The sequence below is a fragment of the Pseudophaeobacter sp. EL27 genome, from assembly GCF_900313025.1.
Taxonomy (GTDB): Bacteria; Pseudomonadota; Alphaproteobacteria; order Rhodobacterales; family Rhodobacteraceae; genus Pseudophaeobacter.
Window position 1 is genome coordinate 283239 of sequence record NZ_OMPQ01000015.1, and the last position, 23066, is coordinate 306304.

A 23066-nucleotide genomic window follows, 5' to 3' on the forward strand; every position below is an offset into this window, starting at 1 on the left:
CTGCACTCACCCTCAAGCTTCTAGCAGCAGAATTGGGCAATTCCTTGACGGATACAGGCTCCCCGAACTCTGAAACGCATCAGTCGCCAAACAGTTCGGGCTGTTCACCCACCTCATCACTGTCTTCACCGCCCTGCCCCAGCGGCAGGCTGCCCGGCGGAGGTCTGTTTTCCAGCAGGCCCGCAGCACGCAGCTCTTTCAGCCCCGGCAAATCACGGGCGCTTTCCAAGCCAAAATGATCCAAGAATACCGGCGTCACCACAAAGGTCACAGGCCGTCCCGGCGTCATCCGCCGCCGCCCAATACGAATCCACTCCATCTCCAGCAGCTGATCCACCGTGCCACGCGACACCGAGACGCCGCGAATTTCCTCGATCTCAGCCCGGGTGACCGGCTGATGATAGGCAATGATCGCCAGGGTTTCGATGGCCGCCCGGCTGAGCTTGCGGGTTTCAACAATCTCTTTTTGCATCAGGAAACCAAGGTCGGGCGCGGTACGGATTGCCCAGGCCTCGCCAACCTGCACCACCCGGACACCACGCCCCTCGTAGCGTTTGCGCAGGTGTTCCAATGCCGCAGCCGGATTGCAGCCATGCGGCATCCGCCCTTCGAGATCGCGCAGGGTGACAGGCGTGGCACTGGCAAAGAGTACCGCCTCGACCATGCGCTCCTGCTCGGCAATGGGCGGCGCATCAAACAGGCTCTCACTGGTGCCATGCTGTTCATTCGCGGGGGGGGCGTTTGGGGGCTGCATCAGCTCTCCTCATCCAGACTGCGCAGCTGAATGGGCGCAAAATTATCGCTTTGGCGAATTTCTAGCCGCCCTTCCTTGACCAGCTGCAAAGAGGCCGCAAAGGTCGCCGCCGTGGCAGAGCGCCGTTTCACCGGATCCTTGTGCCAGCCATCCGGCAGATAGCTGAGCATATCAGTCCAACTGCCTGTAAACCCGATCAAACTGCGCATCCGCTCCAGCGCCTCTTCCATGGTGAAAACGCTGTCGCGATCCATCACAAAGGGGCGGAAGTCATCCTTGGTACGGATCCGGGCATAGCCCTGCATCAGGTCCAGAAGATTGGCGGAATAGGTCACGGTCCTGATCCGCTGAATGTTTTCATCCTGGCCGCGCACAAAGAAGTCACGCCCCAGCTGATCGCGCCCCATCAGACGGGCTGCGGCATCGCGCATGGCCTGCAACCGCTCCAGCTGAAAGGCCAGATGTGCCGCCAGCTCGGCCCCCGAGGGTCCCTCCTCAGCTGGATCCGGCGGCAGCAACAGCCGTGATTTCAGATAGGCAAGCCAGGCCGCCATAACCAGGTAATCCGCTGCCAGCTCGATGCGCAGCTCCTTGGCGTGTTCCACAAAGGTCAAATACTGCCGGGCCAGCTCCAACACCGAGATACGGCGCAGATCGACCTTTTGCGTGCGCGATAGCGTCAGCAACAGGTCGAGCGGCCCTTCAAAGCCGTCGACATCGATAATCAGAGCCTCCGCCGCCAGCCGGTCTTCGACGGACTGGGCGGTGACTTCGTGAAACAGGTTTTGCTCAGACATAGACCTTTCCGCCCATCAAGGCGGTAAGTTCGGCCTCGGCGGCCTCGGTGTCAAGCGGCAGGGGCGCATGCCGCTGCGCCAGGGCTGCCTCAGCGCGGGCCAGTCCTGCCGTATCCATTGCGCCTGCGGCCTCTGCCACGGCGCGACGATCTGCGAGGGAGGCATTGCAAAACAGAACTAGATCACAGCCTGCGCGGCGGGCCGCTTCGGCTTTTTGCGCCGGGGTTCCGTCCAGTGCCTTCATCGAAATATCATCAGTCATGACCAAGCCGCCAAAGCCAATCTCTTGGCGGATCATCGCCATGACCCTGTCCGAGATCGTGGCGGGCTGATCATCTAAGGCCTCGTAAACCAGATGCGCGGTCATCCCGAGCGGCAGATCATTCAGGGCCGCAAAAACGGCAAAATCCTGCGCCTCAAGTGTGTCCAAAGGTGCTGTGACCTGCGGCAGATCCTTGTGGCTGTCCACCTGAGCGCGGCCATGGCCCGGAATATGTTTGAGAACTGGCAGCACGCCCCCGTCCAGATGCGCCTGAGCTACCGCCCGTGCCAATGAGACAACCTGTTCAAGGCTATCCCCGTAGCAGCGGTTCTTCAAAAATGGATGGGTATCCGGCGTCACAAGATCGCCAACCGGGGCGCAATTGCTATCAATGCCAAGATCCAGCAATTCCTGGGAAATGAGGCGATAGCGCAGATACATGGCACGTTCGGCCTGATCACCCGCCTGACCGACATGGTCCAGTGGCGCCATCCAGTCGCGCGCAAGCGGGCTGCGCAGACGCTGAACCCGACCGCCCTCCTGATCGATGGTGATCAGACAATCACGACCAACAGCCTCGCGCAGCTCAGCGCAGAGCGCGCGGGTTTGGGCGGCGCTTTGGATATTGCGAGCAAAGAGGATAAAGCCAAAGGGATCCGCATCACGGAAAAACGCCTTTTCCTCCGGTGTCAGGACCAGCCCTTCGGCATCCAGAATGGCAGCTCCGCAGGTCATTAGCGGGTTGTCACCGGGATACAGTCGGCCTTACCAGCAACCAAAGTGGAGCAGAACCGGCGGGCATCCGAGAGCCCGTCAAAGCCCATGGCGCGCAGACGGTAGAAAGTTCGCCCACCGCTTTCAGCCCGTTGGATTACCCGGGTTTTGCCCTCCAGGTAGTCTTCAAAGCGGCTATAGATCCGATCCCATTCGGCGCGGGCAACTTCGGCGCTTTCATAGGCGCCCAGCTGCGCCAGACGGGTGCCTGCAGGCAAGCTGTTGGGGTCAACTTCCAGTGTCGCCCGACCAGTGCCGGGAGAGGTCTGTGCAACGGCAGGGCTAAAGCGTGCCGGACGCAGGTTGGGGCGCAGAGAAATTTTGACGCCGGGGGCACTACGCAGCGCAGAAGAGGGGGCGGTTGCCGCACCAATCGCGGCGATTTCAATAGGTTGCAACGGTTCGGGCTGCACGATCGAGGGCGCCACGCTAGGTTGCTCCTGGACGCTGCCCTGATCTGGCTCAATTGGTGTCACTCCATCGGTGAGCTCAGCAACCAAGGCGTCGATATCGCCGTTGCGATAGGCCGACACGGAGGCCTCGGAAATCTGCGGTGCGGCTGCCTGGCTCCCCTGATTGATAACCTGCGGTGGCAGGTCAGCCTCTGGCGTGGTGAGACGGGACATCGGTTGGTCATCCTGTGACAGCTCGATGGGCTGCGGCGCCAGGGTCACGCGATCCGCTGCCGCTTCGGCGGTGCCATTGGCCGCAACTGAATTCACCGCCAGGCCCTGATGATCCGCCTGGCTGCCGCCTGGGTTTTCAGGCTGTGCGCGCATTGGTCCTTCTACAGCCCGCACAACCGGAACACCGCTGACGTCCCGCATGACCAGCTGATAGCCCCAGACGCCCAGTCCGATCACCAGCGCCAGAGAGGCCGCAGCCCCCGCCAGGCCAGCAGCACGGGCAAAACCCGTAGCGGCAATCGGCGTCGCGTAGCTGCTGTCGTCATCATAGCCGTAGTCAGTGAGTTCTTCTTGCGCCTGATAGCCATAGCTCTGCGCCGCCGCAGCACCATAGACCGCTCCGTAGGCACCATCGCTGGCGCCAGCCTCAGGAGCGGGGGTTGCTTCGACAGCCCCTGCATATGTTGCAGCGGGCTCAGCCGCATAGCTATCCGAGTTAAATTCCTGTGCGGCATAGCTCTGCGCGCCAATCCCAGGCACGCCGTAGTCCTCGCTCACATAGTCCTGCAGCTTTGCCTGATGCAGCGGCGCTGTCGCGGTGGGAGCCGCAGCAAAGGCAATCGGCGCGGCTTCAGCCTCGCTTTCAGATTGGCGCGGCTGGTAATTTGCGTAGAGATCAGGGCCTTCCGAGGGGAATGGGCTCACCACGCGGGGGGCTTGCGGCTGAACAGCTGGCTGAGCGACCTGCGGTTGGGGGGAATGCTGAAAACCCTGAGCTTGCGCCGCCGGAATGGGGCGCGCCATCACATGCGGGTTCACAGTCACCTTGGGGCCTGCAACTTTGGGACCAGGTGCCCCCTGCCCCAAATGATCAGTAGCCCCCTCGTTTTGGGAACCATTATGGGAATGGGACTGACCAGAGCCCGCCTGCGCAAAATACGCCATAATCCGCCTTACTGCCCTTAGCATCAGGCGAGATCTCCCTCACCTGACTGCTATTAGGTCTCTTGAACTGCCTCAGTCCGACGGTTGTGCGCGGTTTTTTACCGCATCTCCTGCGCCGGTTTCACCCCTAGAATACCAAGACCGGCGGAAATAACAATGGAAACGCTGCGCGCCAGCGCCAAATTGGCATGTGTTGCCGTTTCGCTGCTCTCGTTAACAAAACGTAAACCAAACTCCGTTTTGCCAAGATGGTAGAGCCCGTGCAGCTCCGACGCCAGATCATAGAGGTAGAAGGCGACGCGATGCGGCTCGTTTGTGCGGGCGGCAATTTCAATCTGACGTGGCCATTCTGCCAGCTTCTTGACCACAGCCAGCTGCGCCGGATGGGAGACCTGAGCCAGATCAGCAGCGCCAAGCACCCCATCATCGGTGGCGATATCGGCCTCACCCGCCTTGCGCAGGGTCGAGCAGATCCGCGCATTGGCATATTGCACATAGAAGATCGGGTTGTCCTTGGATTGCTCCAGCGCCTTATCGAGATCAAAGTCAAAACCCTGATCGTTCTTGCGGGTGAGCAGCATAAAGCGAGTCACATCCGGGCCCACCGCATCAACCACATCGCGCAGGGTGACAAAGGTCCCTGCCCGTTTCGACATCTTGAATTCCTGACCATCCTTGAACAGCTTGACCAGCTGGCAGAGCTTGATGTCCAGCGGCACCTTGCCGTCCGACAGCGCCGATACAGCCGCCTTCATCCGTTTGACATAGCCACCATGGTCGGCGCCAAAGATATCGATCAGCTCATCAAAGCCACGGCTGACCTTGTCGTAGTGATAGGCAATATCCGGGGCAAAATAGGTCCAGGCGCCATCGGATTTTTTCACAGCCCGATCAACATCATCGCCATGGTCGGTAGATTTGAACAAGGTCTGCTCGCGTGGTTCCCAATCATCAGGCTTCTTGCCCTTTGGTGGCTCCAGCACGCCCTGATAGATCAGCCCCTTGCCTTCCAGCTCCGTCAAGGCAGCCTCGATCCGGCCCGTGCCATAGAGCGACTTTTCCGAATAGAAGACATCCATCTTGATGCCGAGCATCGCCAAGTCTTCCCGGATCAGCTCCATCATCGCATCGGTGGAGAATTCCCGCACCTCAGCCAGCCAGGCATCCTCGGGCCGGTCGAGATAGGCATCACCGACCTTGTCTTTCAGCGCCTCGCCCACGGGGACCAGATAGTCACCGGGATAGGTGCCATCGGCAAAGGCGATTTCCTGACCATGTGCCTCCAGGTAACGCAGGTAGACCGAGCGCGCCAGGACGTCGACCTGACCACCGCCATCGTTGATGTAATACTCGCGGGTGACGTCATAGCCCGCATAGCTCAGCAAAGAGGCCAATGCGTCGCCAAACACTGCGCCCCGGGTGTGCCCCACGTGCAGAGGTCCGGTGGGGTTCGCCGACACATATTCGACGTTGACCCGCTTGCCCCTCCCCAGATCGGCGCGCCCATAGTCGAGCCCGCCGTCCAGAACCGCGCCCAGAACCGATTGCCAGACCACGGGTGCCAGCCGCAGGTTCAAAAACCCAGGGCCTGCGACCTCAGCCGAAGTGATCCGCGCATCATCGCCCAGCTTGGCAGCCAGGGCATCGGCAATATCACGGGGTTTCATCTTGGCGGGTTTGGCCAGCACCATGGCGGCATTGGTTGCCATATCCCCATGCGCCGAATCGCGCGGCGGCTCTACCGCAACATTTGCAAAATCGAGCCCCTCGGGCAGAGCGCCCTCGGTGGTCATTGCAGTGAGGCTGTCGATGACAAGCGCGCGGATCTCGGAAAAAAGGTTCATCTCTGGCGTCCCATTGGTTCGGCTTTGCGGCTTATCATGCCTAGCTCAATGGTCAACCATTCTATGCGGCAAGACCAGCGCAGAAGCAGACCAACCGCCTATTGCAGGCGCATCTTCTGGCTAAAACCAGCCATCAGGCCATCAAATCGCGGCCTGATCCACAGCAGCATCGCCCCAGGCGCTGACCTTGTAGCGGCGCAGAGAGGCGACATAGTATGGGTCCGACAGGATGAGCCGTTCGACATCAGCCCGGGTTTCCGCCTGAACCGTCCAGATGGCGCCGGGAAAATCCTGCATGGGCACCATCGCCAGTGGTCCGCCAATCTGCAACTCGGGGCGCCCTCGCACAAAGGCAATATGCGCGTTGCGCCGCGCCCTATCGCTGCGGATGCGAGACATGCCTGGGGCATCGAGAAAAGTAACAGTCCATTGTTTCATAGCGCGCCCCGGCCTTGTCCTGCGATGTCCCAAAGAAAAGGCCACAGCACGCCGGAGCATAGGGCCAGATTGCAGCAGAAATACAGCCAGAGACCGAGCCAAGAGTTAACAGCGGCAGCTTCCCCCCCTGGATCACGCGAGTTTTCCCTCTCTTGTCAGCTGCTCGTGCTGTTGCAGTGCAAACCTGTCGGTCATGCCGGCAATGTAATCAGAGGTAATCCGCGCCAGGGTGGTCTGATCAGATGCCGCCTTGATTTCCTCATGCCAACGGTCCGGCATTTGCAGTGGATTGGCCAAAAAGTAGGGGAACAGATCCTCGACAATGGCGGCCATACGAATACGCACCTCCATAACCGAGGGCGCGCGGTACATATGGCGGAACAAAAAGGCGCGGATCTCTTTCAGATCGCGCCACAGGTCGGGCGAAAAAGCCACCACGGGACGTCCCAGCGCCCGCACCTCTTCGACGCTTTGAACACTGCTATCGCGCAGGTTGGCATGGGCTGTGTCGATCACATCCCCAACCATGACGCCAAAGACCCGACGCAGGGCCTCATGGCGGCGACGCAGCGGGTCAAGGCCCGGGTATTTGCCATCCACTTGCGCATAGGCGCCACCAATGATGGGCAGATGGGTGATATCCTCATCCCTGAACAGCCCGGCGCGCAGACCATCGTGCAGATCGTGATTGTTATAGGCGATATCATCCGACAGGGCCGCAACCTGTGCCTCGGCACTGGCATGGGTATGCAGCTCCAGATCCATCGCCGCGTTGCATTCTGCGAGCGCCCAGGGCAGCTCGCCCACCACAGGTCCATTGTGCTTGGCAATGGCTTCCAGGGTCTCCCAGGTAAGGTTCAGCCCGTCAAATTCGGCGTAATGGCGCTCGAGATTGGTCACGATGCGGATGGCCTGGGCATTGTGGTCAAAGCCCCCATGGGGCGCCATCAGCGCATGTAAGGCGTCTTCGCCGGTATGACCAAAGGGCGTGTGCCCTAGATCATGCGCCAGGGCCACCGCCTCGGTCAGTTCCTGATTGAGCCCCAAAGCTGCGGCAATGGTCCGCCCGACCTGTCCCACCTCGATCGAATGGGTCAGGCGGGTGCGGTAATTGTCGCCCTCATGTTCGACAAAAACCTGGGTCTTGTGTTTGAGCCGCCGAAAAGCGCTGGCATGGATGATACGATCACGGTCGCGTTGGTAGGGAGAGCGAAAGCTGCTTTCCTCTTCATCAATCAGCCTGCCCCGGCTTTGATCCGGTTTAGTGGCATAAGAGGCATGCATGATTAATCTTTCTCCCATGAAATCTTGTCGTTCTGCCTGCACCTTTCTATATAATGGAATGCGCTGCAATACAGCATCGGGAGAGACCAGATGAACCTGCCACCAAAAGTGACCGACCGGGCCTTTGCCCGACTGACCGAAATCGGCGCTGCGGCCCAGGGTCAAGCCCTGCGCATTGCGGTCGAAGGCGGCGGTTGCTCAGGCTTTCAATATGAAATCGCTCTGGATGCACCAGCCGCAGATGACCTGGTGCTTGAAGGTCAGGGCGAAAAGGTGGTGGTTGATACCGTCTCGCTGCCCTTCCTAAAAAACGCGGTGATTGATTTCACCGAAGAGCTGATTGGGGCGCGATTCACCATTGAGAACCCCAATGCCTCCTCCAGCTGCGGCTGCGGCACCTCGTTCTCTATGTGATGAAACAACGGCCAGCCTGACGCAGCATTCAAACCTGCATTCTGCCCGCCAGTTCAGCCCGCAGAATAGGGGTTTGAGCGTCACGCTAGGCGGTTAGGCGTTGTCTGACTGTTGGCCGCAGCACCTGCCCCCAAAGCAGGAAGGCACCGGACCCGATCACGATACAGCCGCCTATCCAGGTGCCCTGGGTTGGCATTTCGCCAAAAATCCAGGCCCCGATAGTCAGCATCCAGACAAATTGCAGGTTCATCAACGGTGTCACCACATAGGCAGGCAGCAGACGAAGGGCCGAAACTGCGAGCCAGCGGGCGGCAAAAAGCAGCACGGCATATCCCAAGACCCAGACCAGATCGCTCAGCGGCATCGGCTGCCAGACAAAGGGAAATAGCGGCAGCATCGCAAGACAGAGCAGCAGGTTTGGATAAAAAACCTGCGGCAGAAGATTTGTATCATAGCGACTGATGTAACGCGCCATCACCATGGAGAATGTCCCCCACGCCGCCCCCGATAGCGCCAGAACATGCCCTCCCGATACGGAAGAGACGCCGCTGGGAAACAAAAACAACACTCCAACAAAGCCCAACCCCAGGGCTATCCAGGCCCAAAAACTGATCCGCTCTTTCAGAATCAGCCCCGACATAACCCCTGCCAGCAGCGGCATAAGGCCGATAAACAGAAAGACCTGCGCAAAGGGCAGCAGTCGAAAGGCGTAAAAAAAGCAAATGGCCCCCAGAAGGGCCGCAAAGCTTCGCAAGGTCATGGCCCGCGGGCAAGCGGTTCGCCAGGGAATAATCCCGGTTTGGGCCGCCTGCCCAGATGGCGACACCTGCCGCTCTAGGGGGGCGCTCCCCATGGTCCGCATTTTGCCCCGAGCAGCCTCCCGAGATATGCAGCCCCAGCTGACCAGCACCGACAGCAAAGCTACAGCACCACCTGAAATCACATAGATCTGCGCCGCCTCGTAGCCCCCTGACAGCAGTTTGATGATGCCATCGGCAGAGGAGACAAAGCCCGTATAGCCCACGATCATTAGTGCGCCCAAAACCGGAGTTGACAGCCCCCTCATCCGTTGTTCACCCGCATAAATGGCTGCTGCTGGATGGTGCCCCTGCGGGCAAAGCCATCAAAGAAAGTGCCAAACCTATCAAAGCTCTTCTCGGCTTCACAGAGAAGCCTGTAGTCGCCCTCGCTGAACCCGTCAGAGATCTGCGGCCGCAGCTTTTGCCAATCCCCGGATCGCCCCTCCAGCTGATAAGCTGCGTGGGACAGGTGATGCAGAATTCCCTGGCGGGCCGGGCGCTGAAACCGCAGCGCGCCTGTTGGAACCCTTTGATGAAAAGACGCCTCCCCAGTTAGCGCCTGATGCCAACTGCTCACCAGGAACATATGATAGTCGTCACGGTGCAGCGCAGGCGCGCCGGCGCGCCCCGCCTCGATCAGCGCAAATCCCTGATGATGCAGTTGCAACCAATCCTCCCACACCTTTGAGGGCATCTCGCTGCAATAGCGCAGCGACACACAGACCTCAGACAACAGATCAGCGTCTTGATCCAAAAAGGCCAGCAGCCCGACATGGTTGAGGCTGTGCACGGCAGTAGCCGACAGCCCCGGATCACGGCGGCCATAATCGCTCAGATAAAAGACAATATGTGTCAGCTCATAGGCTGCCTTACGGTTGGGCACAGCAAACTGAGCTGTATTGTCGACAAACCCATGCAGCCTGTCATCCAAACCGGGAAAATCCCCCACCAGCCCGCGCCGCGCCAACAGACGGCGCGCTTCGGCGCGCTGCAGGTCAGATAATTCATGCCCCGGCAGATCCTGTTGCATCACCCAATGGGCCAGATCCTCGCCCCTGCCAGGGGTGCCAGCCAGTCCAAGATCCTCAAGATCCATACAGATGGACAGGATAAACCGGTAATACTGCCTGAAAAAGCAAAGGTGGCGGTCAGCATCCTTGTAAAAGCTCCGAAGCGGGGCCAGTGCGTCCGGGCATAGCTCAGCAGCAAGCTCGCTCAAATCGCCCGCACCAGCCCCCGTGGCACCCGTGGATTCTCCCGTACATTCGAGCACATTCAACAGTTCAGCATTCTCTTTCAACCAGTAGACATCTTCCCGTGAGTGGCGATGCTTAGACAGGGCTGAAATCAGGTGAGACAAGTTGTCGACACGGCGCAACGGCAACCTGGAATTGGGAAATTTCAGAATCTGCGCCATGTATTTCTCTCCCTAGACCTCGCCTACAGGGGCCTGCCCTGGCCCCAGTGCCTTACCACCGCCCCAAAGAGGCGCGCTCGCAAAGAGCGCGCCATAGCTTTTGTTTTAGCTGCCCGAAGAGAACAGCCCAGACAGATCACCCCGCACAACAGAGGTCTCTGCTGTCGGCGCCGACCCGGATGAGAACAGCCCAACCAATGCGCCGGAGGTTTGATCACCGCGCGCCTGAGGCGCAGAGCCAGAGGAGAACAGCGCTGAGTTCTCACCGCTCCAACAGCTATTCATTTCAGGTGCAGAGCCGGACGAAAAAAGCTCAACCCCATCACCACGGAACAGGCTGCATCCTTGTCCTTCCGCCTCAACCTCTGTCAGAGCCGGGGAAAAAGTCGCCGTGTGAGTTTTATGCAAAGCAGTCATTGGAACCTCCGTTGGAAATGAATAGTCACCCCCAAAGGCTTGCACGGCTTTTCCTGTCTGAAAACAGCGTAATTCAATTTCAGGTTGCCAGTCAAAGGATACTCACCTTAACTTAGGAATAGATTTAACTGTTCCTTTTCAGATAACTAAATCGATCCCCATGCTGCGGGTCGATTTATCCACAGCCATGTAGATGCAAGGCAATACCCTCACGCCAAGATTGCACCCCGCAGCCCTGCAAAACCTCCAGTTCTTTTGCGAAAAAAAGTCACTTACTGATTCGTGTTTTCACCCCGCACTTGCTCCAGCCTCCTACTTCGGCGATAGATCAGCCCAAGCACTCAAATCGCCGTGGCAGGAGAGACCCCATGAAGATCGCCAGTTTCAACATCAACGGCATCAAGGCCCGCGCCGCTGCCCTCCCGCAGTGGCTTGATGAGGCCAATCCGGATGTTGTTCTGCTACAGGAGGTCAAATCTGTCGATGAAGCCTTCCCGCGGGAGCTGTTTGAAGATCGCGGCTATGCCGTCGAAACCCACGGACAAAAGGGTTTTAACGGGGTGGCGATCCTGTCCAAGCTGCCATTGGAGGACGTGAGCCGGGGTCTGCCTGGCGATGATGAGGACCTGCAGGCCCGTTGGATCGAAGCAACTGTGGTTGGCAAGCAGGCCCTGCGCATCTGTGGCCTCTATTTGCCCAATGGCAACCCGGTTGAACTCACCGAGGATGGCAGCCCGGTTCCAGGCGGGAAATACGCCTATAAGCTGGCCTGGATGGAGCGGTTAAAGGCCCGCGCACAGGACCTGTTGGAAAGCGAGATGCCCGCCCTGATGGCGGGGGACTACAATATCATTCCCCAGGCCGAAGATGCCAAGCGCCCAGAGGCCTGGCGAGAGGATGCCCTACACCGCCCCGAAAGCCGCGCTGCCTATCAGCGCATCGTCAACCTCGGCTTCACCGAGGCCTATCGAGCGCGCCACCAGGGGCCAGGGCATTATTCCTTTTGGGACTATCAGGCGGGGGCTTGGAATCGGGATGATGGCATCCGCATCGATCACTTCCTGCTCAGCCCGCAAGCGGCAGATCTTTTGCAGGACTGCCAGATCGACAAAGAAATCCGCGGCCGCGACAAACCCTCCGACCACGTGCCAATCTGGGTTGAGCTGGACCTCTAGCCCCCTGATGGAGGGTCCAAGTTTCGAGCCAATCGAGGGGCCGCGTTCCAGATCAGGATCAATCCGCGCCGCGCGGTAGCACGGCGCCAGACCCAACGGGAGGCCGGGCCGCCAGGCGGCCCAACTCCGGGCGGGAGCCCCCCGTTACTTTGCTTGATGATCAGCTAGGGGCGGTCGCCCAAGAATCACGCCTGGCGGGTCACATCGTGGCGATAGATCCAGTCAAACTGCGCCACCATACGCTGGGGAGCCAGCCGCCCTCCCAGTTTCAGAACCTGGTGCGCGGGCCAGCTCAGAGGGGCGCGCAGATGATATTTCCAAGCATTGCGGCTGGCAGCATCAACCACCCTAACCGCCCGATCCCGCCGCTGGAGTTGATAACCTGCCAGAGCCGCCGGTATATCTTCCGGCTGCGCCTCCAGCGCCTCCCCCAGCAGCCAGGCATCTTCCAGGGCCAGATTTCCGCCCTGCGCCATAAAGGGCAGCGTGGGATGCGCCGCGTCCCCAAGCAGGGCAACGGCCCCCTTGTGCCAATGCTTGGCAACGGGGTGACGGAACAGCCCCCAAAGGGCGCAGTCTTGTACCTGAGACAACAGGTGATGTGCCTCACCGCCAAATCCCGCAAAGGCCCGGCGCAGGTTCTCCGGATCATCCGGCAAATGCCACCCCTCTTCTGCCCAGGCGCGACGCTCCTGCGCCGCAACCAGATTGACCATCGAACCGTCGCGCAGCGGATAGGCCACCAGATGCTGTCCCGGTCCCATAAAGACCTGCACCTCGGCTGGCAGCTTGCCGTGGTTTGGCACAATCGCCCGCCAGGCCACCTGGCCGGTGAAAAACGGCTGACTGGTCTCGTTCAGCGCCCGCCGGGCCTGCGAGTGCAACCCATCAGCGCCGATCACCAGATCGCCGCCGCATTGGGCACCATTGGCAAGATGCACCACAGGATTTGGCCCAGTGTCGACCCGCTCCACTTTCTGCAACAGCCGAACCTGAACCCCGGCTTCCCGGGCGGCATCGGCCAAGATCTTGATCAGATCCGCACGATGGACAAAATAGTAGCGCAGATCGGCGGCGTATTGGTCCAGATCCAACCGCAACACCGCGCTGCCATCCCCATGCCGCCGCAACACCACCGCCTTGGCCCGTTGCGATGACCAGGCCAGCGCATCACTCAACTCCAACGCTGTCAGAACCGCCATGCCATTCGGGGTGATCTGCAACCCGGCCCCGACCTCCGAAACAGCCTCGGTCTGTTCCAACACCGTGACCTGGGCGCCTCGGCGTTGCAAAACCAAAGCCGCCGCCAGGCCGCCGATACCTGCCCCGATAATGGTTACATTGAGATGTTTCAGTGTCATTGCGACCCGCTGTGTTGCGCTCATAAACAGTGCATAAACGAAAATCGCCGGAGCAACAGGCCCCGGCGGAATGGTTTTTCAATTTTACTCGGGAATCAATCGTCGCGGTGTACTTTTTCGCGGCGCTCGTGACGTTCCTGCGCTTCCAGGCTCATGGTCGCATTGGGACGCGCATCCAGCCGTTTCAGCGAAATCGGCTCCCCGGTGACTTCGCAGTAACCGTATTCCCCCTCATCGATCCGGCGGATCGCCGCGTCGATTTTGGAAACCAGCTTGCGCTGACGGTCTCTGGTCCGCAGTTCCAGGGCCCGGTCAGTTTCTTCGCTGGCCCGATCCGCAACATCTGGAATATTGCGGGTATTGTCTTGCAGCCCTTCAATGGTATCGCGGCTTTCAGCGAGCAGATCCTGCTTCCAATTCAGAAGTTTACGACGGAAATACTCAAGCTGCCGATCATTCATGAAAGGCTCGTCTTCGGCCGGACGGTAATCTTCCGGCAGAAACATTTCTTGTTTCATTTCGGCTCCTTCGGTCTCGCCCATTCTGTAGGTCTCTTTAATTATCGCCATACATCCTGGCTCCCCATGCCGCTGCGTTTATCCCCTGACAGTCCGATTGTCACTACACAATAGTAAAGAGACCGGGTTAAAACCGTGCTAAATGCGCCAGATCGCAAGTTAGCAAGCAGGGGATGTATATAAACTATGCAGTTTCAAGGCACTAAAGACTACGTCGCCACCGACGACCTGAAAATAGCCGTCAATGCGGCCGTCACCCTGGAGCGCCCGCTTCTGGTCAAGGGCGAGCCCGGCACCGGCAAGACGGAATTGGCCCGCCAGGTGGCAGAGTCCCTGGGGCTGAAAATGATTGAGTGGAACGTAAAATCCACCACCCGTGCCCAGCAGGGTCTCTATGAATATGATGCGGTCAGCCGGCTGCGCGACAGTCAGCTTGGCGAAGAGCGCGTGCATGACGTCAAGAACTACATCAAAAAGGGCAAGCTCTGGGAAGCCTTTGAAGCAGATGAAAAAGTTGTTTTGCTGATCGATGAGATCGACAAAGCGGATATCGAATTCCCCAACGATCTGTTGCAGGAACTCGATAAGATGGAATTCCACGTCTATGAGACAGGCGAGACCATTCGTGCGGTGAACCGCCCTATCATGATCATCACTTCCAACAACGAAAAAGAGCTGCCCGACGCCTTTTTGCGCCGCTGTTTCTTCCACTACATCCAGTTCCCGGATGCGGCGACCATGAAAAAAATCGTTGCCGTACATCACCCCGACATCAAGGAAGCCCTGCTGACTACGGCGCTCACCCAATTTTATGAGATCCGCGACACCGCTGGTCTGAAGAAAAAGCCCTCGACCTCTGAGGTCCTGGATTGGCTGAAGCTGCTATTGGCCGAAGACCTGACCCCAGAAGATCTGGCTCGTGACGGTGCAGATGCCCTGCCAAAACTGCATGGTGCGCTGCTTAAGAATGAACAGGATGTGCATCTGTTCGAACGGCTTGCCTTTATGGCTCGCGGGCGCCGATAACCGCAATCTTTGCTGGCGGCACCCGCGGGTCGCCGCCAGCAAAAGACCAATGATTGGTCAGACACAACCAACAAGTTTCTCTCGACTGCCTCCGTCTCTTCAAATTTGCGCCCCATTGCCCTATCACTGATATAACGGATCTATCGAGCGGTGCCGTTTCGCGCCGAGTTTTTGACGCATGCCGGAGCCACAACTGTTGCCTTTAAGATTTCAAATCGGCCCCGTTTCAGGAACCCGACGCCCCGCGGTTCTGACCCGTTTGCGCCGCGCTGCGCTGCCGCTTGGCCTTGCAGCGCTGCTCTCGGCCTGCGCCCTTCCGGACAGTCAAAAATCCACCAGTCGCGCGGCCCTGGCCAGCAGCAGCCTGCCAGCCGCCAAGGCCTTTTCAGCGCCACGCCCGCAGGCGCCGCAACGCTCCAACCGCGATATCGCCCGTGATTTTCTCGATCTGCATTTCCGCCTCGAAGGCGGCACCAACCTGCCTGTCTTTACCCGTTTTGAGCGCCCCATCCGCCTCAGGGTGACCGGCAACCCCAGCGCCGGCTTTCAAAGAGACCTCACCCAATTGTTGCACCGTTTCAAACAGGAGGCCGGGATCGACATCCAGCGGGTGAATAGCGGCCCGGTCGAGATCACCGTTCAGGCGGTCTCCAGCCGCGCGATCCATCGCGCCCTGCCCAAAGCAGCCTGTTTTGTTGTTCCAAATGTCGACTCGCTTTCCGAACTACGCCGCAAACGGCGCAGCCCCGACACCGATTGGTCGCGCCTGCGCAGCCGCGAACGACTGGCCGTGTTTGTCCCCAATGACATCAGCCCCCAAGAGGCCCGCGATTGCCTGCATGAGGAGCTGGCCCAGGCCATTGGCCCGCTTAATGATCTGTATCGGCTCTCTGATTCCGTCTTTAACGACGACAATATCCATACGGTGCTCACCGGGTTTGATATGCTGGTATTGCGCGCCACCTATGCGCCAGAGCTGCGCACCGGCATGAGCCGCAGCGAAGTCGCCGCTTTGTTGCCGGGACTGTTGTCGCGGTTAAACCCTGCGGGCAATTCGATTGCCTCGCGGGCCCTGCCCGCAACGCCGCGCAGCTGGATCACCGCGATAGAAACGGCACTTGGCCCCGGCAGCAGTCTCAGCAGCCGCAAACGGGCGGCAAACCAGGCTGTTGTTCAGGCGCGCAACCTTGGCTGGTCCGATCATCGCCGCGCCTATAGCCACTATGTTCTGGGGCGGATGATTCAGGCAGGTGAACCGGATCTTGCGCAACGCCACTTTCAGACGGCGATTGATTTCCTCAGCCAGGTGCCTGGCAGTGAGCTGCATCAGGCGATTATCCGGCCGCGCATGGCCGCCTATCAGATTGCCCATGGCGCTGGCGAAGCCGCACTGCAGCAAATCAACCCCGCGCTGCCTGTTGCCAGCCGTTATGAAAATGCCGCCCTGTTGGCGACCTCCTTGCTGATCAAGGCCGAAGCCCTGGATCTGTTGGGCCAATTTGCCACTGCAAATACGGTCAGGCTGGACAGCCTGGGATGGGCGCGCTACGGGTTTGGCCCGGATTGGGCGGTACATGCCAAGATCCGCGAAGTCGCGGAACTACGTCCCGCATCCAACTGACAGGTACAAATAGTGGCGCAGGAAGTTGCGCATAGACAGGCGGAAAAATCATGATCGTAATTGGCGCAGTCCTGCTGGGCATTCTGTTGGGCCTCTACACGGCACGAAAACGTGGCGGCAATACAGCCGATTTGCTGCAATATGGCGCTGTCTATGCCATCGCCTTTGGTATTGTGGGTGTCATCGCCACCATCGTGATCCATCGCATGCTGGCCTAACCGCCGCGAAAGGCCCTCTCTATGTTTCAGCCCTTTTTTGAGAATCTGCGCAAGGCCGCAATCCCGGTCTCGCTGCGCGAGTACCTCACCTTTCTGGAGGGCATGAAAAAGGGTCTGGTGACCTATGACATCGAGGCCTTCTACTTCCTGGCCCGCGCTGCCATGGTCAAGGATGAGCGCAATATCGACAAATTCGACCGCGCCTTCTCGGCCACGTTCAAAGGTCTGGAATCCATCCCGAATTCGGCTGTGATGGATGCGGTAGACATTCCCGAGGAATGGCTGCGCAAGATGGCTGAAAAGCACATGACGCCGGAAGAAAAGGCCGAGATTGAGGCCATGGGTGGCTTTGAGAAGCTGATGGAGACGCTGAAAGAGCGGCTGGAAGAGCAAAAGGGCCGCCATCAGGGCGGCAGTAAGTGGGTCGGCACGGCTGGCACTTCGCCTTTTGGCGCCTATGGCTACAATCCCGAAGGCGTACGCATCGGTCAGAAAGAAAGCCGTCATCAGCGGGCGGTCAAGGTCTGGGATAAACGTGAATTCAAAAACCTTGATGGCGATGTCGAACTGGGCACCCGCAACATCAAAGTGGCGCTAAAGCGCCTACGCCGCTGGGTCCGCGAGGGCGCCCATGAGGAGCTGGACCTCGACAACACCATCCGCGCCACTGCCGAGCATGGGTATCTGGATGTAAAAACCCGGCCAGAGCGGCATAATGCCGTCAAGGTTCTGCTGTTTCTGGATGTGGGGGGATCAATGGACCCCCATATCAAAGTTGTGGAAGAGCTGTTTTCGGCCGCCCGCAGTGAATTCAAGCACTTGGAATATTTCTACTTTCACAACTGCCTCTATGAAGGGGTCTGGCGTGATAACCGGCGGCGCTGGGATGCGCAGCTGCCCACCCATGAGGTGCTGCGCACCTATGGTCCGGATTACAAATGTATCTTTGTCGGCGATGCCTCAATGTCACCTTATGAGATTGCCTATCCAGGCGGCGCCAATGAGCATTGGAACCAAGAGGCCGGCCAGGTCTGGCTGCAGCGCGCCCGAGATCAGTGGCAAAGCCATCTCTGGATCAACCCGGTGCCGCAGATGCACTGGGACTATACCCATTCCATCGGTATGGTCCGCGAGATCTTTGAGGACCGCATGGTACCGATGACCCTGGACGGGTTGGAAAGCGGCATGAAAGAGTTGACGCGTTAGAAACTCAAAAACCACTGGCCCGCATTGTTGGAAACCGTCTCCTAAAGGGATTGCCCTTTGGGCAAGGCCTCCGGCGGGAATATTTTTAGAAAGATGAAGTCGGCAAACCCCTAGGGGGCAGCTTTGTCAGTCTTCTGCAATGTGAGAGGGCCGCAGGGTTCCTTTAGTCCAGTTCAGTCCAGGGCCAGGGTTTGACGTTGCTGGCCGCCATTTGATAGCGCGCGGCCTTGGCGATCCAAATACCCAGATCGGTGCCAAAATCTGCCAGCCGCTCGTTTGGCTCCTTGCTGATCGCCATGACAATGAACTGCAGCACCGTGGCGGTTGCCAGCACCGTCTGGGCGAAAGAAATCATCACCGCGATCAGGATCATATAGATCAGCCGCGTCAGCAGATTGTCCTTTTCCTCAGGCTCAAACTGGTCGCCGTGTAGACGGCCATCGATGTTTTTAGGGTCTGACACTGTATTCTCACGATCTGGCAATTTCCCCTATCCTGAAACACCGAAGGGATATCTGCAACCAGAGAACGACAAGAGGAGCATCGTTTTGATCGCCATTCGCCTTGTGTCCCGACAAAGCTCCCTTGCCCTACCGCCCAATCCGCCCCATATCTGAGAGATGTTGCGCTTTACCCCCATCCTGCTGGCTGTGATCTATGGCCTTATCTCTTACCGGATTTCTGTCTGGCGCACTCACCGCGAGCTGGATGCGCGCTCAACCGAGCTGGCGGATGCAAAACTGCGGCGCCTCACCGATCGCATGGCGGCTGCGCTGGAGATCGAGCGCATTCCGGTCTTTATCTATGAGGTCGACCCGGTGAATGGGCTGGCGGCACCTGATGGGCGTATCTTCATCACCCGTGGATTTTATCGCAAATACCAAAACTGCGAGGTCACAGAGGCCGAGTTGGCCTCTGTTATTGCTCATGAGCTGGGCCATGTGGCGCTGGGGCATGCCAAGAAACGTATCATTGATTTTTCAGGCCAGAATGCCCTGCGGACAGCGTTGATGATGATCCTGGGGCGCTATATTCCCATTGTCGGCCCCTGGATTGCGGGACTGCTGGCCAATCTGCTGGCGGCGCGTCTGTCGCGCAGTGACGAATATGAGGCCGATGAATATGCCGCCGCTTTGCTGGCCAAGTCCGGTATCGGACTGGAGCCGCAGAAGAGCCTGTTTCTTAAACTCGAAGAGTTGACACAGGCTCGCGCCGGCATGGCCCCTGCCTGGTTGATGTCACATCCCAAAACAGAAGAGCGCATTGCCGCGCTGGAGCGACTGGAAGCGAGCTGGCACGGCACCTGACATGACGTCATTTTTCCAAGCCCCCCTTGCCAATCCTGCCCTGCGTGCCCACATCAAAACTTCCCGTGACTGGAAGCCTGATTGGACCCATTGATGCGCTACTCTCTTCTTGACCTTGCCCCGGTACCCGAGGGCAGCGAAATCCCCCAGTCCTTTCAAAACAGTGCCGATCTGGCACGTCAGGCCGAAGGCTGGGGCTATCATCGTTACTGGCTGGCAGAGCATCACAATATGCCCGGTATTGCCTCTGCTGCCACGGCAGTGTTGATCGGACATATCGCCAGCCAGACCTCGTCAATTCGCGTTGGCGCTGGCGGGATCATGCTGCCCAACCATGCGCCCTATATGGTGGCTGAGGCCTTTGGCACACTTGCAGCCCTTTATGGTGATCGAATTGATCTGGGGCTGGGCCGTGCACCGGGCACGGATATGGCGACCGCCCGCGCCCTACGGCGGGGCATGGCACCGGGTGCTGGGGACAGCTTCCCACAGGATGTGATTGATCTTATGGGTTTTCTTGGTCCACTGGATCCGGAGGCAAAGGTGCGTGCCTTTCCCGGGCAAGGCAGCAATGTGCCTGTCTGGATCCTCGGCTCCAGCCTCTACGGCGCACAGTTGGCGGCGCAACTGGGGCTGCCCTATGCCTTTGCCTCTCACTTTGCGCCCCAGGCACTGGAACAGGCGCTTGAGGTCTACCGCCGCACCTTCCGCCCCTCGACCAATCTGGAAAAACCCCATGCCATGGTGGCAGTGAATGTCTTTGGCGCCGAGAGCGACGCCGAGGGCATCCGGCTGCGGACCACCATGCAGCAAGCCTTTGCCCGGCTGCGGTTGGGTCAGCCCGGCAAACTGCCGCGCCCGGTGGAGGATATCAACGATCACCTGTCGCCATCGGTGCTGGCCGGGGTGAACGAGGCCCTGACGGTTTCAGCCACCGGCAGCCCTGAAACGGTCAAGCGTGAGCTTTCGGAAATACTGCAACGTTACACCCCGGATGAGGTGATCATTACTGGACAAATTCACGATCATGCTGCCCGGCTTCGCTCGTTCAAAATTGCTGCTGAGGCGCTCAAAACACTGTAATTCCCAACGAGGTCGCAGCCCCGTTACAGACCCGCAAGGGCCTTGGCCAGCCTCGGCAGTCGGGCCTTTTTCAGCAGGGGCCGGATTTCCCAGCCGCCACCTGACAGGCGGTTGGCCTCAGCCAATACCCGTGCCCCCAGGGCTTCCATCCCGGCATTGTCTTTGAGCCAAAGATCATACAGAAACTGATCCGGACCAATGCGCTCCAGCCCTTCCTCCGCCAATGTATGACGGGGGAAGTCCTTGTTATTGACGGTGACAATGGCGTCGGCATGACCGGTGATAGCCGCAGCGAGCACATGCACATCCGCAGCGTCCGGCAGCCAGAGCCGGGCCTCCACTCCCGGGGCCGGGGCCATAATCGCCCCCGGCCAGTTGGCTTTCAGCAATGCCACCTCTGAGCGCGCCTGCGCCGCCCCAACGGGGCCGAGTTTCAGCGCCGCCCGGCTCCACTCTTCCAGAATGCGCGCAGACCACAGCGGTGTGAAAGCGCCCTGTGCTGCCGCGCCGATCAGCATTTCCCGCATCACGGTCGGGTAAAGCACACAGGTGTCCAGAAGCAGCTTCATCGCAGGGGCTCAGTCCAGACGGAAGAAGACGGACTTCAGATAGCCGCTTTCCGCCAGTTGTGGCAATTGCGGATGGTCCGCGCCTGCATAGCCCGTGTGGATCAACTGCCCGCGCCGCCCGGCCCGACCAATGCCACGCGCCGAAGCATTGCGGAACCGCGCCAGATCAGCGGCATGTGAACAAGAGCACAGCCCCAGATAGCCACCCGGTTTGACCAGCGGCGCTGCCAGCTTAGCAATCCGCTCATAGGCGCGTAAGCCCGCCTCCAGCGCCTGTTTCGATGGGGCAAAGGCCGGGGGATCACAGATCACCACGTCAAAGCTGCGCCCTTCCTCGGTCAGGGCTGCCAATTGATCAAAGGCATCGCCCTGACGGGCGGTGAAACTATCACCAAAGCCAGAGGCTTCAGCCCCCTGCCCGGCCAGTTCCAGCGCCGCGGCAGAACCATCAACGCAGGTGACGCTGCCAGCGCCAGCTGCGCGCATCGCCAGGCCAAAACCGCCAACATGGGAAAACACGTCCAATACATCACCGCCCTGGGGCACCAGACGGGCGGCAAAAGCGTGATTGTCACGCTGATCATAAAACAGTCCGGTTTTCTGCCCGCCGGTCAGATCCGCCATATAGGTGGCCCCGTTCATTTGAACCGGCACCGGCGCGCTAGGTGTTTCGCCCAACAGAGTGAGGCTCTCGTCGTCCAGCCCTTCCAGCCCACGGGTCCGCCCGGAGGCGTTTTTCAAAATAATGCTACAGCCGGTGACCTCAGCCAGGGCAGCTGTTAGGGGCTCCAAATGGGCCTCGGCCCAGGCGGCATTGGGCTGCACCACGCAGGCCTCGCCAAAACGGTCAATCACCACCCCGGGCAACCCGTCGGCCTCGGCATGAACCAGGCGATAGAAAGGCGCATCATAGAGCTGCTCGCGCAGGGCAAAGGCCTGGGAGATCCGGGCCTGAAACCAGGCCTGATCAATCACCGCCTCTGGGTCGCGGTCCAGCATCCGGCAGATGATCTTGCTGGTTGGGTTCACCGCAACGGTGCCCATTGGCGTCTGCGCCTCGTCCAGCAGCACGGCGAGGCTGCCCGGCTCCAGCTTGCGGGTGCGCCGATCAGTGACCAGCTCGTTGGAATAGACCCAGGGAAAGCCATGGCGCAGGGCGCGGGCATTGGCTTTGGGCAGGAGTTTTACGCGGGGGCGCTCTGGCGCGGGGGATGTGGCTGTCATAGGCCCCTCATAGACCCATCGTGGCAACAGGGAAAGGGGCCAGCACATCCCATGCGGCCCCCAAAACCTCTGCAAGGTTGATAATCTGCTCTAGAGCTTGTTCAGAGCCTGGATCAGCCCCCCCCGACGTGGCGCCCGGCTGCCGGGGGCCAGGATTTCCTGCTGGATCACCTTAGCCAAAAACCCAGTGATCCGCACTTTCTGGGTGTTGCCTTCGGCAATGGCGACTAGGGCACGACGCCCCCCATAGGCCGTCAAATCCGCCTCGATCTCTCGCACTTCGGTGAGCGCTTCACCGGTCTGAGCGTCACGCAGCACCATGGTAAAGGAAATCGAGTGCACCCCACCAGTGGTATAGCGCGCCTTTTGGGTCAGGGCGTGGAACCGCAGGACTTCAACATCCAGCTCGGCCTGAACTGGTCCGGACAAGGGGCGCACCCCGGCTTCGAGCGCATTTTGCACAATCGCCTGAACCTGCGCATGACGGTTGCCCAGAGGATCTTCACGCCAAACGATATCTCCCTGAGGAAGGTAGCGGTTGGCCTCTGACGCCTTCAGGGTGCGGGGCACCCGCACAGTGACTTTGGTGATCGACATGTCAGAGCCTGCAACACTCCCGAGTGCCCCAAGGGCCTGTGGGTTGTAGGCATTACCGTCCAGGGTATCAACAGCAACTACCGGCGTGACGAACTCCGGCTGCAGTTGCAAAACCGAGCGCTCAAGAGGTTCATAGCCCTGCGCAACAGCGCCATGGCTTTCAGGCAAAGACTCAAACGGCGCATTACGGGAAGGAATGTCCACTGTGGCACAGGCCGAAAGGCTACAGCCCAATGCGGTGAGGAAAAGTCTGCGAAGGGTCATCATTGCTCTGCTCCTTGCCAATTGCCGGTAAGGCCCGGCACTGCTGGTTCAAAGCCAACCTGATCCGCAATCAGGGCAGGATTGAGACAAATTTAGTCCAATTTAACGAAATCGAAATCTATTTG

24 protein-coding genes are annotated in these 23066 nt (G+C 59.3%); 8 read left to right on the forward strand and 16 right to left on the reverse strand.

Going from position 1 to position 23066, the window contains the following annotated elements:
- Window positions 1-79 precede the first annotated feature (79 nt).
- From scpB to ED661_RS19810, 7 genes are all read right to left on the reverse strand, one after another.
- Complete coding sequence (scpB, locus tag ED661_RS19780) at window positions 80-754, reverse strand: SMC-Scp complex subunit ScpB (RefSeq protein WP_122076344.1); 675 nt, start codon at window positions 752-754, stop codon at window positions 80-82.
- Window positions 754-1551, reverse strand: coding sequence for a ScpA family protein (locus ED661_RS19785; protein ID WP_122076346.1), 798 nt, complete (start codon window positions 1549-1551; stop codon window positions 754-756). Before ED661_RS19785 ends, scpB begins: the two co-directional genes overlap by 1 nt.
- The gene (gene nagZ, locus ED661_RS19790; protein ID WP_122076348.1) at window positions 1544-2548 is read right to left on the reverse strand and encodes a beta-N-acetylhexosaminidase; all 1005 of its coding nucleotides are present in this window, start codon (window positions 2546-2548) and stop codon (window positions 1544-1546) included. Before nagZ ends, ED661_RS19785 begins: the two co-directional genes overlap by 8 nt.
- On the reverse strand, window positions 2548-4158 hold the full coding sequence (locus ED661_RS19795) for an SPOR domain-containing protein (RefSeq protein WP_254054902.1): 1611 nt from the start codon (window positions 4156-4158) through the stop codon (window positions 2548-2550). The genes nagZ and ED661_RS19795 overlap by 1 nt, the downstream gene beginning before the upstream one ends.
- A 98-nt stretch (window positions 4159-4256) precedes the next feature.
- Window positions 4257-6002 carry an arginine--tRNA ligase gene (gene argS, locus ED661_RS19800; protein WP_122076350.1) on the reverse strand — a complete coding sequence of 582 codons (1746 nt, stop codon included), beginning with the start codon at window positions 6000-6002 and terminating at the stop codon, window positions 4257-4259.
- Window positions 6003-6143: 141 nt separating this feature from the next.
- Window positions 6144-6440: a hypothetical protein gene (locus ED661_RS19805; RefSeq protein ID WP_122076352.1), complete on the reverse strand. Its 297-nt coding sequence runs from the start codon at window positions 6438-6440 to the stop codon at window positions 6144-6146.
- Window positions 6441-6572: 132 nt separating this feature from the next.
- On the reverse strand, window positions 6573-7724 hold the full coding sequence (locus ED661_RS19810) for a deoxyguanosinetriphosphate triphosphohydrolase (RefSeq protein WP_122076354.1): 1152 nt from the start codon (window positions 7722-7724) through the stop codon (window positions 6573-6575).
- 90 nt (window positions 7725-7814) lie between these two features.
- On the opposite strand from ED661_RS19810, the gene ED661_RS19815 reads away from it, so the two are divergent.
- Window positions 7815-8138 (forward strand): iron-sulfur cluster assembly accessory protein, encoded by a 324-nt coding sequence (locus ED661_RS19815; RefSeq protein WP_122076355.1) that lies wholly within the window; start codon window positions 7815-7817, stop codon window positions 8136-8138.
- Between the two features lie 85 nt (window positions 8139-8223).
- Here the strand turns inward: ED661_RS19815 and ED661_RS19820 are convergent, their stop codons facing one another.
- The 3 genes from ED661_RS19820 to ED661_RS19830 form a co-directional block, all read right to left on the reverse strand.
- On the reverse strand, window positions 8224-9204 hold the full coding sequence (locus ED661_RS19820) for a DMT family transporter (RefSeq protein WP_122076357.1): 981 nt from the start codon (window positions 9202-9204) through the stop codon (window positions 8224-8226).
- A complete protein-coding gene (locus ED661_RS19825; protein WP_122076359.1) occupies window positions 9201-10355 on the reverse strand; it encodes a hypothetical protein in 1155 nt (384 codons plus the stop codon). The genes ED661_RS19820 and ED661_RS19825 overlap by 4 nt, the downstream gene beginning before the upstream one ends.
- Before the next feature lie 105 nt (window positions 10356-10460).
- Entirely contained in the window at window positions 10461-10772 is a 312-nt protein-coding gene (locus ED661_RS19830) for a DUF6749 family protein (protein ID WP_162930203.1), read from the reverse strand.
- A gap of 368 nt (window positions 10773-11140) precedes the next feature.
- Here ED661_RS19830 and xth point away from each other — a divergent pair, with 368 nt between their 5' ends.
- Window positions 11141-11947, forward strand: a complete 807-nt coding sequence (gene xth / locus ED661_RS19835; protein ID WP_122076363.1) for an exodeoxyribonuclease III — start codon at window positions 11141-11143, stop codon at window positions 11945-11947.
- Between the two features lie 185 nt (window positions 11948-12132).
- Here the strand turns inward: xth and ED661_RS19840 are convergent, their stop codons facing one another.
- Entirely contained in the window at window positions 12133-13308 is a 1176-nt protein-coding gene (locus ED661_RS19840; protein WP_122076365.1) for an FAD-dependent monooxygenase, read from the reverse strand.
- A gap of 95 nt (window positions 13309-13403) precedes the next feature.
- Window positions 13404-13826, reverse strand: coding sequence for an RNA polymerase-binding protein DksA (dksA, locus tag ED661_RS19845; protein WP_027240655.1), 423 nt, complete (start codon window positions 13824-13826; stop codon window positions 13404-13406).
- A gap of 186 nt (window positions 13827-14012) precedes the next feature.
- On the opposite strand from dksA, the gene ED661_RS19850 reads away from it, so the two are divergent.
- The 4 genes from ED661_RS19850 to ED661_RS19860 all read left to right on the forward strand — a co-directional run bounded on the left by ED661_RS19850 (window position 14013) and on the right by ED661_RS19860 (window position 17897).
- The gene (locus ED661_RS19850; protein ID WP_122076367.1) at window positions 14013-14852 is read left to right on the forward strand and encodes a MoxR family ATPase; all 840 of its coding nucleotides are present in this window, start codon (window positions 14013-14015) and stop codon (window positions 14850-14852) included.
- Window positions 14853-15111: 259 nt separating this feature from the next.
- Window positions 15112-16473: a DUF2927 domain-containing protein gene (locus tag ED661_RS19855; RefSeq protein ID WP_122076369.1), complete on the forward strand. Its 1362-nt coding sequence runs from the start codon at window positions 15112-15114 to the stop codon at window positions 16471-16473.
- Window positions 16474-16523: 50 nt separating this feature from the next.
- On the forward strand, window positions 16524-16691 hold the full coding sequence (locus ED661_RS22035) for a hypothetical protein (RefSeq protein ID WP_162930204.1): 168 nt from the start codon (window positions 16524-16526) through the stop codon (window positions 16689-16691).
- A 21-nt stretch (window positions 16692-16712) separates the two neighbouring features.
- Window positions 16713-17897, forward strand: a complete 1185-nt coding sequence (locus ED661_RS19860; RefSeq protein WP_122076371.1) for a VWA domain-containing protein — start codon at window positions 16713-16715, stop codon at window positions 17895-17897.
- Between the two features lie 163 nt (window positions 17898-18060).
- Here ED661_RS19860 and ED661_RS19865 read toward each other — a convergent pair whose 3' ends face one another.
- Entirely contained in the window at window positions 18061-18381 is a 321-nt protein-coding gene (locus ED661_RS19865) for a DUF4389 domain-containing protein (RefSeq protein WP_254054904.1), read from the reverse strand.
- A gap of 136 nt (window positions 18382-18517) precedes the next feature.
- On the opposite strand from ED661_RS19865, the gene ED661_RS19870 reads away from it, so the two are divergent.
- Together ED661_RS19870 and ED661_RS19875 are read left to right on the forward strand one after the other, a co-directional pair.
- Window positions 18518-19204, forward strand: coding sequence for a M48 family metallopeptidase (locus ED661_RS19870; protein ID WP_122076375.1), 687 nt, complete (start codon window positions 18518-18520; stop codon window positions 19202-19204).
- 93 nt (window positions 19205-19297) lie between these two features.
- Window positions 19298-20287, forward strand: a complete 990-nt coding sequence (locus ED661_RS19875; protein ID WP_122076377.1) for an LLM class flavin-dependent oxidoreductase — start codon at window positions 19298-19300, stop codon at window positions 20285-20287.
- Between the two features lie 23 nt (window positions 20288-20310).
- Here the strand turns inward: ED661_RS19875 and ED661_RS19880 are convergent, their stop codons facing one another.
- The 3 genes from ED661_RS19880 to ED661_RS19890 all read right to left on the reverse strand — a co-directional run bounded on the left by ED661_RS19880 (window position 20311) and on the right by ED661_RS19890 (window position 22944).
- Window positions 20311-20856, reverse strand: a complete 546-nt coding sequence (locus ED661_RS19880; RefSeq protein WP_122076379.1) for an RSP_2648 family PIN domain-containing protein — start codon at window positions 20854-20856, stop codon at window positions 20311-20313.
- A 9-nt stretch (window positions 20857-20865) separates the two neighbouring features.
- Window positions 20866-22080, reverse strand: coding sequence for an RSP_2647 family RNA methyltransferase (locus ED661_RS19885; protein ID WP_122076381.1), 1215 nt, complete (start codon window positions 22078-22080; stop codon window positions 20866-20868).
- Between the two features lie 90 nt (window positions 22081-22170).
- The gene (locus ED661_RS19890) at window positions 22171-22944 is read right to left on the reverse strand and encodes a DUF6778 family protein (protein WP_122076383.1); all 774 of its coding nucleotides are present in this window, start codon (window positions 22942-22944) and stop codon (window positions 22171-22173) included.
- Between the last annotated feature and the right edge of the window lie 122 nt (window positions 22945-23066).

What these genes read in the sequence shown, in the direction of transcription:
- dksA (WP_027240655.1), bottom strand. Translation starts at nt 13,826, where the DNA reads ATGAAACAAGAAATGTTTCTGCCGGAAGATTACCGTCCGGCCGAAGAC.
- ED661_RS19825 (WP_122076359.1), bottom strand. Translation starts at nt 10,355, where the DNA reads ATGGCGCAGATTCTGAAATTTCCCAATTCCAGGTTGCCGTTGCGCCGT.
- nagZ (WP_122076348.1), bottom strand. Translation starts at nt 2,548, where the DNA reads ATGACCTGCGGAGCTGCCATTCTGGATGCCGAAGGGCTGGTCCTGACA.
- argS (WP_122076350.1), bottom strand. Translation starts at nt 6,002, where the DNA reads ATGAACCTTTTTTCCGAGATCCGCGCGCTTGTCATCGACAGCCTCACT.
- ED661_RS19785 (WP_122076346.1), bottom strand. Translation starts at nt 1,551, where the DNA reads ATGTCTGAGCAAAACCTGTTTCACGAAGTCACCGCCCAGTCCGTCGAA.
- ED661_RS19795 (WP_254054902.1), bottom strand. Translation starts at nt 4,158, where the DNA reads ATGGCGTATTTTGCGCAGGCGGGCTCTGGTCAGTCCCATTCCCATAAT.
- ED661_RS19840 (WP_122076365.1), bottom strand. Translation starts at nt 13,308, where the DNA reads ATGACACTGAAACATCTCAATGTAACCATTATCGGGGCAGGTATCGGC.
- ED661_RS19880 (WP_122076379.1), bottom strand. Translation starts at nt 20,856, where the DNA reads ATGAAGCTGCTTCTGGACACCTGTGTGCTTTACCCGACCGTGATGCGG.
- scpB (WP_122076344.1), bottom strand. Translation starts at nt 754, where the DNA reads ATGCAGCCCCCAAACGCCCCCCCCGCGAATGAACAGCATGGCACCAGT.
- ED661_RS22035 (WP_162930204.1), top strand. Translation starts at nt 16,524, where the DNA reads ATGATCGTAATTGGCGCAGTCCTGCTGGGCATTCTGTTGGGCCTCTAC.
- ED661_RS19810 (WP_122076354.1), bottom strand. Translation starts at nt 7,724, where the DNA reads ATGCATGCCTCTTATGCCACTAAACCGGATCAAAGCCGGGGCAGGCTG.
- ED661_RS19805 (WP_122076352.1), bottom strand. Translation starts at nt 6,440, where the DNA reads ATGAAACAATGGACTGTTACTTTTCTCGATGCCCCAGGCATGTCTCGC.
- ED661_RS19885 (WP_122076381.1), bottom strand. Translation starts at nt 22,080, where the DNA reads ATGACAGCCACATCCCCCGCGCCAGAGCGCCCCCGCGTAAAACTCCTG.
- ED661_RS19815 (WP_122076355.1), top strand. Translation starts at nt 7,815, where the DNA reads ATGAACCTGCCACCAAAAGTGACCGACCGGGCCTTTGCCCGACTGACC.
- ED661_RS19875 (WP_122076377.1), top strand. Translation starts at nt 19,298, where the DNA reads ATGCGCTACTCTCTTCTTGACCTTGCCCCGGTACCCGAGGGCAGCGAA.
- ED661_RS19820 (WP_122076357.1), bottom strand. Translation starts at nt 9,204, where the DNA reads ATGAGGGGGCTGTCAACTCCGGTTTTGGGCGCACTAATGATCGTGGGC.
- ED661_RS19830 (WP_162930203.1), bottom strand. Translation starts at nt 10,772, where the DNA reads ATGACTGCTTTGCATAAAACTCACACGGCGACTTTTTCCCCGGCTCTG.
- ED661_RS19860 (WP_122076371.1), top strand. Translation starts at nt 16,713, where the DNA reads ATGTTTCAGCCCTTTTTTGAGAATCTGCGCAAGGCCGCAATCCCGGTC.
- xth (WP_122076363.1), top strand. Translation starts at nt 11,141, where the DNA reads ATGAAGATCGCCAGTTTCAACATCAACGGCATCAAGGCCCGCGCCGCT.
- ED661_RS19850 (WP_122076367.1), top strand. Translation starts at nt 14,013, where the DNA reads ATGCAGTTTCAAGGCACTAAAGACTACGTCGCCACCGACGACCTGAAA.
- ED661_RS19890 (WP_122076383.1), bottom strand. Translation starts at nt 22,944, where the DNA reads ATGATGACCCTTCGCAGACTTTTCCTCACCGCATTGGGCTGTAGCCTT.
- ED661_RS19870 (WP_122076375.1), top strand. Translation starts at nt 18,518, where the DNA reads ATGTTGCGCTTTACCCCCATCCTGCTGGCTGTGATCTATGGCCTTATC.